This window comes from Methanobrevibacter sp. 87.7 (genome assembly GCF_002208625.1).
GTDB lineage: Archaea > Methanobacteriota > Methanobacteria > Methanobacteriales > Methanobacteriaceae > Methanarmilla.
Genome location: NZ_MRCT01000097.1, coordinates 1 through 7332 on the forward strand (window position 1 = coordinate 1; position 7332 = coordinate 7332).

Here is a 7332-nt window from a genome sequence, read left to right on the forward strand (position 1 = left end):
ATATTATTTCTTTAAATCTTAATATAAAAATTTTTAGATAAAATAAAAATAAAATATTAAAAAATAATAAAACCAAAATAAAATAAAAAAACAAACTAACAAAAGAAAAAATAAAAAAACAAAATAAACTAACAAAAGAAAAAATAAAAAAACAAAATAAACTAACAAAAGAAAAAAATAAAATAAAAAAAATAAAGAAATAAAATTTAATTAAAAATGTTAAATTTCAAAATAAAAAGTTAACTAATTACTTTGACGCCATGTATTACCACATTTAGCACATTTAACAAAATAAGTTGGAGCCTCATCAGCAGATCTTGTTTGAAGAGTCCACCAATAACCAACAGTACCACCACACCTATAACATTTAATCTTAGTTGTTGGTAACATATTGTCTTTTTGATCTATAATTGGAATATCTTGTTTAGGATTCCTATCTCCTTCGAATTGATATTGATCTTTTACTTCTTTTTTACTAAGATCATTTTCATAACCACATTTACATTTTAATTTATGATTTTTATCAGGAATTAACATAGCACCACATTCTGGACAAAATTCCATATTAACAAAACCTCACTAATAAATAAGTTTATAATAAATTAATTTATACATGTGTAATATATAAATTTTTTCAAAAAATAAAAAAATATAGAATAAAAAAATAAAAAAATATTAAACAAAATACTAAAAATATACAATAAAAATTGAAAAAGATACAATATTCAATAAATAGAAAAAAGTATTTTTAAAGTATAATCTTCTTATTCTATATCAACATAAGGATTAAGATATTGGCCATGTTTTATAGTGTTTGTACCATATTGTATTGCAAAATTAGGACATCTATGTAAACATCTGAGACATGCAAGACATTTTTTCTTAATCCATCTTGGTCTATTATCAATTATTTTAATAGCATTTATAGGACAAGATTTTTCACATTTTCCACAAGAAACACAATCATTGCTTGCTCCAAAGTTCTTAGTTTTCCTCATTCCTCTATTATAAACTAATATATATCCTATTTTAGATATTAAATAAGATTTCTTTTTATCCATGAAATTTCCATTTTCCTTATTTTTAATTTTAGGAATAATATTTTTTATTTCTTCAGTAGATTTTTCAAGTGTATTTTTAATTTTATTAGAATCAGTTAAATCAAACATAGGAGTCCAAGTATCAGGCATTATAATACTAAAATAAGCATTTACTTCAATATTCTTTTTATTTAAATGTTTATTTATAAAATCACCACTAGCTCCAGGACTAGTACCCATAAGTAGATATTGAATAAACATAATTATTATTATAATTAGAAAATTCTACTTTATCTATAAAATCAAGCATAATTGGAGGTACTCCCCAAAAATATGTTGGAAATACAAATCCAATACTTTCATTATCTTCTAAATTAAATTTATAATTTTCAATATTAATAATATCAATTATCTTATCATTTGTAGTATCAGCAATAGATTTTGAGACATATTTAGAATTACCTGTTGCAGAAAAATAAAAAATCAAAATAATCACCTAAATTTTATGTTCTTTAAGTATTTGGTTTGCAGAAGTGATTAACATCTCTTGCCAATCTTTAAATTTTGTAGTTCTTTTAACAAAAGTATCCCATTCTGGATTATTAAATAAATCTGCAGTTGCTTTATCATTAAATGGAGATTTTTTCTTCATTTCATTAAAACTAGAAAATTTAGTGTATTTTTTCATAAATTCATCACTAAATACTCCAGAAATACAAATATCATCTTTAGCCATGTTATTCACCTTTAAATTTATTATTAATAACTTCTTGTAAACGTTTATTCATTTCATAAACTCTTAATCTTGAATTATGATTATCATTAGATTCAATAGTGTAATCTTTTTGAGGTTCTATTATATAATATGCTTCCTTAGATTGAATCCCTGGAATATTAACTTTTGCAAGATTTCTTTCAACTCTTCTTTTTAATGCTGCATCTTCAATATCTTCACCTAAAAAGATAGGAGTTTTTACTGCTGATGAAATTTTACTTACATGACGTTTAGCATGTCTTTCATCAGTTCTTATTTTATTAATCTCATCACTAGATTTATTAAGAGTAATATCTCTAAATGGAACACCAACATCAGATAAAGCAATACGTCTTTCATCATTAATATTCAATGCTTTTTCAAGAGAATTTGGATTTGGACTAGCTATAGTACCACCTTGGAAACGACCAAATACAGGACCTTCACCTACATGAAAACCTGCTTCAAAAAATCCACTTCTTACAGGTGCAGATGAAGTATATGTTGCAACAATTCCATCATCTTTAATTAAACGTTTAAATTCTTTAAATAAATCACAAGTAAAAAGTTCAGGAGCCATAGTTTGTGAAAATGGATCTAAAAATATTGCATCATAAGTATTATCTTTTAATTTTTGAACTGAAATCCTTGCATCCTCAATAAATACATTAATATCAATATTATCTGGAATTTTAGTATCCTCTAAATGTAATGATGCAAAATTATCATTTACAAGTTCATCTTCAATAGCTTTTTTAACAATATCATGTTCAGCAATTGGAGAAGGAACAATTAAACCTGCTGCAAGTGTTTCTGGAGATATTTCAACCATATCAATTTTAAGATTAGTTGTATTATCAGTATTTTGTAAAAAGTCAAAAATTGCTGCAGAAGAATTATAACCTAAACCTGCACATATATCAAGAACTGCAATATCTTTAGAATAATCAAGTTTTAATGGATCTATGAATTTTTTAAAACTTTCAGATATTGCTCCAGATTTAGTATGTAATGTTTCAACTTTATCATTAATCTTTCTTGATTTAATAGAATAAGAACCATCATCTGTTTTAACAAAATAATCCTTAGATTTTTCAAAAAGATTATTTCTATATTCTGGATTATTAGTTTCTAATTCTTTATTAAATGTTTCCTTAATCAAATTAAAAACATCATTATCAATTACTACAGCATCATCTTGGTAAGTCATTGTATCAACTTAAATTATTATTATTTTTAACAAATTTAAAAACCTTAAAAACAATAAAAGATTTTTAAACAGCAAAACATTCACAAACAATTTAAAAACCTTAAAAACAATAAAAGATTTTTAAATAATATTTAAAAAATTTATTATAATAATATATTATTTAAAAAAATATTTAAAAATATTTATTAAAATAAATTAAAAAAATTCTAAAAAACTGAAATTAAATAATTAAAAAATGATAAAAAATATAAATAAAAATTATAAACTGTTTTTATAATTTTCTACTTCATTTAAAAATTTAATTTCACCAATACGTTTCATTGTATCTGCTAATCTCTCTTTTTGTGGTTTTTCTGCATATTTATTATACATATAAAATACTGCATTTAAAGTTTTTAAAAGTTCATCTTCATCTTTAATGAATATTTTATTTCCAATAACAGATTTTCTACCACTTTTACCTCCAATATATACAGAATATCCTTTAAATTTAATGTTTTTTGAATCATTTGGACATGCATGAATACATTTTCCACAACCATAACAAAGATTATAATTTGTTATTGCAGTATCTCCTCTAACTTCAATAGCATCTACTTTACATACATCTGCACATCTTCCACATCCATTACATTTATCATTAGTTACTGGGAATTTCACACCATTTATACCAAACTCGGTAAGATCAGTTCTTACACATTTATTAGGACAACCAGATACTGCAATTTTAAATTTATAATTAGCAGGTTTTTCTTTATAAATATCCTCTATTTTTTGACCTATTTTTATAGTATCAATTAAACCAAGTAAACATCTTTCTTTACCAGGACATGCAATAATACTTCTTACATTAGGACCTTCACTACCATTAACAATATCAAGTTCTTTTAATTCCTCAATTAATGGTTCAACATCCTTAAATATTATACCTTCAATTTCAAATTCTTCTCTTGTAGTAATTTTAAATATTGCATTATATTTTTTAGTAAGTTCTGCAAGTTTTAATACTGTATCTGGATTATAATATCCTCCAATATTTGCTCTAAACCTAATATATGCTAATCCTTTTTGGCCACATCCTACTCCTGGATATTTCCAAAGATAATAAAAAGAATTAAATTCATTATTATCTTCTCTTCTTTGAACTTCTTTATTAAACCTTTTTAATTTAAAGTTTCTTAAAAAGTTAATATCCTTAACTTCAGCACCTTCTTCTAATTTAAAATAGTTATGTATTTCTTCACCTTTTTTAGTTCTTGTGATTACTGTTGTGTACCCTTCAGGAGATCCTTTATCACCAAAACTAATATCTGCTAATTCTGCATCAAAATCTTTACACATCATACATCCAGATGAAGGTTTAATCTCACTAAGTTTTATTTTAAACTCATTTTTATCAGTTTTTACAATAAAATTAGGTCCTTTAACATCAAATTTAATTACATCTTTAATATTAATATTTCTCTCATTAAGAGCTCTAAGTAATTCTTTATGTTCAAATTTCTCTGTACAAAAAAGACCAATTACATATTCAATTTTAGGTAAGTTAGCAGGTTTTCCATTTCTACCTCTTTCATAATCATGTTTAGAAAGATAAGGATGATATTGAATATTTCTTAAACCTGCTACTTGACATGGAAGTCCAACTACTGCAATTTTTTCAAGTCCCATCTCTCCTGCAGTACGAACTGCCTGTAAAGAAGATATTGAATATTTACTTTTAGTTGTATCATTTAAACCTTCTTCATCAGTTATAATTAAACTTACAGGTTTCCAATTATCATCTCCAACAACAACTACACCATCAATCTTTTTATCTTTAATTAAGAATTTAAGAAAATTAGTAACATATCCTCCAGACTGACCTTTAATATGTTCTGATTTACCGAAATAATATTTTTCATCAAGATTTAATCTAGATCTAATTTCATATTGACCAGTAGACATACGTGGACATACCTCTTGACACATACCATTACCTTTTCTTAAGCATTCTTCTTTAAGATAAGGTGATTCATCAAAAGCAATAATACTATTAGGACATACTACACTACATGTTCCACATTTTGCACATAATTTACTATCAACAATTTGATTTAAAGCCCAATTATAATTGAAATCAATTTTTTTATCTGAAAAATCTTTTTCATCAACAACATTAGATATTAAATTATTGATTGAATCATCATCTAATTTAGTATTATTTGAAATCTTATTTACATAAGACCATATTCTTAATTTTAATTCTGTAATAAAACTTTCATTATCTGAATCATCAGAATTTTCAATTATTTTATTAATTTTTTTATTAATTAACTTTTCATTATCCTCATTCAACATTATACCCACTACAAATATTATTTTATTAAATAAATAAAAAATCATTAAAAAAAATTTTTTATTCTAGAAACAAAAAAATAAAAATAAAAAATCATCTAAATTCTAAGTAAAAAACTTAAAAAAGTCCCGCAATAATTAAAAACTTTAAAAACAAACAACACCTTAAACAATAAATTTTACATAATTAAATTTAGAGTTTAATAAAAAAATAGTTAAAATAAGAAGTATTTTAAAAATACTTAAAAAAGACAATTATAAAATTATGAGGATAATAAATTATTAAAAATGATAAATTAAATATTTAATAATTCACTAGGATTATTTACATATTTTAATGGATAATCACTTTCAAAATCTTTACTATTAGATTGTCCCCAAGTTACAAAAGCTATATCTAAACCTGCATTTTCAGCTACTTCAATATCTGTATCTTTATCTCCAATATATAAAATATCTTCTTTATCATAATCTACTTTTTCAACAATCTTATTTAATCTATATGGATTAGGTTTATCTGGAATACCTTCAATAGAACCAGAAATTATACTAAAATTATAATTAGAAAAAAACTTATTAATTAAATCATTTAAAATAAATGATTCCTTATTAGAACATATAGCTAATTCAATATTATTTTCAACTAGTTTATTAAGGGTTTCATATATTCCATCATAGACACAAGTATTTGGTTTTTCATCATGATAATATACTTCTACAAAGTTCCTTATTACTTTATTATAAAGAGTATCATTTTCATCGTATTCATCTATTAAAGAATCTAAAAAATTTCTAAAATCACTATAAATTAATTTATCATAATCTTCAACCTTATATTGAGGTAAATTAAATGATTTTAAAACTTTATTAAAACATATCATAGAATCTTCAATACTATCAATTAGAGTTCCATCAAAATCAAATATATACAATTTTTTCATTTTAACTAATCCTAGAAAAAATAATCCCTCTAAAAATCATATACTTATACATATATCTATTAATGTTTTACTATAAATAAGTAAATATGAAAAGTAGAATTGAAATTAAAAAAAGAAGTAAGACATCTAAAGAAAGATTAAATAAATTAAAAGTAGAAACAATTAAAGACAAATATTATAAACTAAGTTATATAATTACAATCGATGTTTTAGATAATATAATAAATGAAAATAAAAATGAAGAAAAACATCAGAAAAGTTTTCATCATATAATAAATGATAAGTCTCATGACCTAATGTAAATCTTTGTCTACCTAGAGATGTAGATGAATTTATACCAATAACACTTTCACAACCATTACGGATACACATACCACTAGTATAATCAGACATTGGATAAAATACTAAGGTAACGGAAGTGAAACAAGACGGTATAATGTTAAATAAATCAATAGGAGAATACGGACTAATATTTAATTCATCTCTTAATTCTACTGCAAGTGAATTTAATTCAATTAAGCTTTTCATTCTTGATTCTCCTTATTTTCTTTTAAATCATTTAAAAAATCAATATTTAAAACAATTTTATTAATAGCTGCAATAGCCTCTAAATCTTTTACATCAACATTTTTAGAACGGAATGCAAAATTTAATGGATCATACTCATCAGTCATTCCAAGAAGATAATCTCTAGAACAACCAAATAAAGTAGATAATTTGATTAATGAATTTAAATTTAAAGATCTATCTCCAGATTCTGCCTTTGCAACTGTACTCTGATTTACCCCCAAATAATCAGCTACACTTGATTGGTTTATATTTTGAGATAATCTCAATTTTTTAATCCTTTTACCCATTTCTTTATTTAACTTTCCATCTATCAAAATTTTCTACCTCCAAGTAGAACTAAGTAATAATCTTGTCATAATAATATATAAATATTTCTAAAATCTTTTAAAAAAATATGACAAGTCAAAAAAAATTAAAAAAACAAAGACTTTAAATTAAATATTTTAAAAAAATAAATAAAAATATTACTTTAAATTAAAT

Annotated in this window: 9 protein-coding genes; all 9 read right to left on the reverse strand. The window is 23.2% G+C overall.

The genetic code is table 11. The annotated features are described in order from the left end of the window. Nucleotides 1-243: 243 nt before the first annotated feature. Nucleotides 244-564 (reverse strand): transcription factor S, encoded by a 321-nt coding sequence (locus BGI41_RS05635; protein WP_088539370.1) that lies wholly within the window; start codon nucleotides 562-564, stop codon nucleotides 244-246. A gap of 200 nt (nucleotides 565-764) precedes the next feature. Further along, entirely contained in the window at nucleotides 765-1301 is a 537-nt protein-coding gene (locus tag BGI41_RS05640; protein ID WP_088539372.1) for an EFR1 family ferrodoxin, read from the reverse strand. Next, nucleotides 1270-1527 carry an EFR1 family ferrodoxin gene (locus BGI41_RS05645; RefSeq protein ID WP_158211969.1) on the reverse strand — a complete coding sequence of 86 codons (258 nt, stop codon included), beginning with the start codon at nucleotides 1525-1527 and terminating at the stop codon, nucleotides 1270-1272. The genes BGI41_RS05640 and BGI41_RS05645 overlap by 32 nt, the downstream gene beginning before the upstream one ends. 9 nt (nucleotides 1528-1536) lie before the next feature. Continuing rightward, a complete protein-coding gene (locus BGI41_RS05650; protein WP_088539374.1) occupies nucleotides 1537-1776 on the reverse strand; it encodes a hypothetical protein in 240 nt (79 codons plus the stop codon). A gap of 1 nt (nucleotide 1777) precedes the next feature. Beyond that, the gene (locus tag BGI41_RS05655) at nucleotides 1778-3004 is read right to left on the reverse strand and encodes an MnmC family methyltransferase (protein WP_088539376.1); all 1227 of its coding nucleotides are present in this window, start codon (nucleotides 3002-3004) and stop codon (nucleotides 1778-1780) included. 258 nt (nucleotides 3005-3262) lie between these two features. Continuing rightward, a complete protein-coding gene (locus BGI41_RS05660; protein WP_088539378.1) occupies nucleotides 3263-5344 on the reverse strand; it encodes a Coenzyme F420 hydrogenase/dehydrogenase, beta subunit C-terminal domain in 2082 nt (693 codons plus the stop codon). 293 nt (nucleotides 5345-5637) lie between these two features. Further along, nucleotides 5638-6282, reverse strand: coding sequence for an HAD family hydrolase (locus BGI41_RS05665; RefSeq protein WP_088539380.1), 645 nt, complete (start codon nucleotides 6280-6282; stop codon nucleotides 5638-5640). A 195-nt stretch (nucleotides 6283-6477) separates the two neighbouring features. Then, a complete protein-coding gene (locus BGI41_RS05670) occupies nucleotides 6478-6810 on the reverse strand; it encodes an ImmA/IrrE family metallo-endopeptidase (protein WP_088539382.1) in 333 nt (110 codons plus the stop codon). Next, nucleotides 6807-7166, reverse strand: a complete 360-nt coding sequence (locus tag BGI41_RS05675; protein WP_233126331.1) for a helix-turn-helix domain-containing protein — start codon at nucleotides 7164-7166, stop codon at nucleotides 6807-6809. The genes BGI41_RS05670 and BGI41_RS05675 overlap by 4 nt, the downstream gene beginning before the upstream one ends. Nucleotides 7167-7332: the final 166 nt, after the last annotated feature.